General features: G+C 42.6%; 2 protein-coding genes. Both read left to right on the forward strand.

Going from position 1 to position 1141, the window contains the following annotated elements; genetic code table 11:
* On the forward strand, positions 1–430 hold a 430-nt coding region (locus R7035_RS25680; RefSeq protein WP_025533163.1), incomplete at its 5' end, for a LysR substrate-binding domain-containing protein.
* A 182-nt stretch (positions 431–612) separates the two neighbouring features.
* Positions 613–1141, forward strand: a 529-nt coding sequence (locus R7035_RS25685; RefSeq protein ID WP_318146374.1) for an outer membrane beta-barrel protein, incomplete at its 3' end; no start/stop codon positions are given.

A 1141-nucleotide genomic window follows, 5' to 3' on the forward strand; every position in this document is an offset into this window, starting at 1 on the left:
GGCGGTTAAGCTTTATGCTGAAACGCTGTACCCAGTTTGTAGCCATAAAATTTGGAAAGAAATCCAAGACCAATCTATCCCCGACGCACTGTGGCAATATCCCATTCTCTCGACAGATTCTATTTATCGTGAACGAGGGAAAGATTGGGCCGAATGGTGCAAAGCGGGTGGTTACACTTTACCAAATGATGTCGATGTTCAGCATTTTAGCCACATGCTCTTGGCGATCGAGGCTGCAAGGTACGATCAAGGCATCGCGTTTGCCAATGACTTCATGTTGAACGAGCGAGATAAAGCACAAGACTTGGTTTACATCCCATCTCATGGTTTAGAAACCGGCGACAGTTTTTATTTTGTGCACAAGAAGAACCGAGCAAAGCAGGCCGAGATCGTCAAACTGACCAACTGGTTAAAGCAGCAGTGTCTGTAATTAAGATTAAATATTCTTAATTAAGAAGGAAAATAGAAAAGTTGTGTCTAATTATTTCGTGTTTTATTGAGTTTTTATTCACTAACATCTCGCTCGGTTTAACGCCAAGCGAGATGGATAACGCGACATGCTTAAGGAAGGGCGATACACAAACTCAATAATAAAACAGGCAGTGAAATACAATGTTAAAGAAAACATGGCTAACAGCAGCCCTTCTAGCAACTTGTTCTATGGCAAACGCCGCTCCTTACATTGGTGCATCGATCGGTAAAGCAACGTTTGATGATATCAGTGGTTCAATCAAATCAAATACCTACAACGCAAGCGAGAAACTTGAAGTTAAAGACAACGAAAGTCTGTCTGGTAAAGTTTTTGGTGGTTACACATTCAACGAGTATATCTCTCTTGAAGGTGCGATCGGTGGTTACGACGCTCTAGACGGCTCTGTCGTTACCGTTGGTGACATGAAATTTTTGGCTATCCAACCTAAATTAACGCTGCCAATTGGTGACCGTTTCAATCTTTTCGCGAAAGCGGGTCTTTCTTACTTCAACGCGGAATTTAAAGTAAGCAATTCTGTGCTAACTGGTGACGAAGGCCACACGACGTTTTCTGAAACGACAGTAACCGGACTTTACGGCTTAGGTGCTGAGTTCGCGATCACAAAAAATCTAGCACTACAGGTTGAATGGGAATACATGAAACCTGAGT

Origin of the sequence: Vibrio sp. 1731 (genome assembly GCF_033339955.1) — a bacterium.
In the GTDB taxonomy this organism is placed as follows: domain Bacteria; phylum Pseudomonadota; class Gammaproteobacteria; order Enterobacterales; family Vibrionaceae; genus Vibrio; species Vibrio alginolyticus.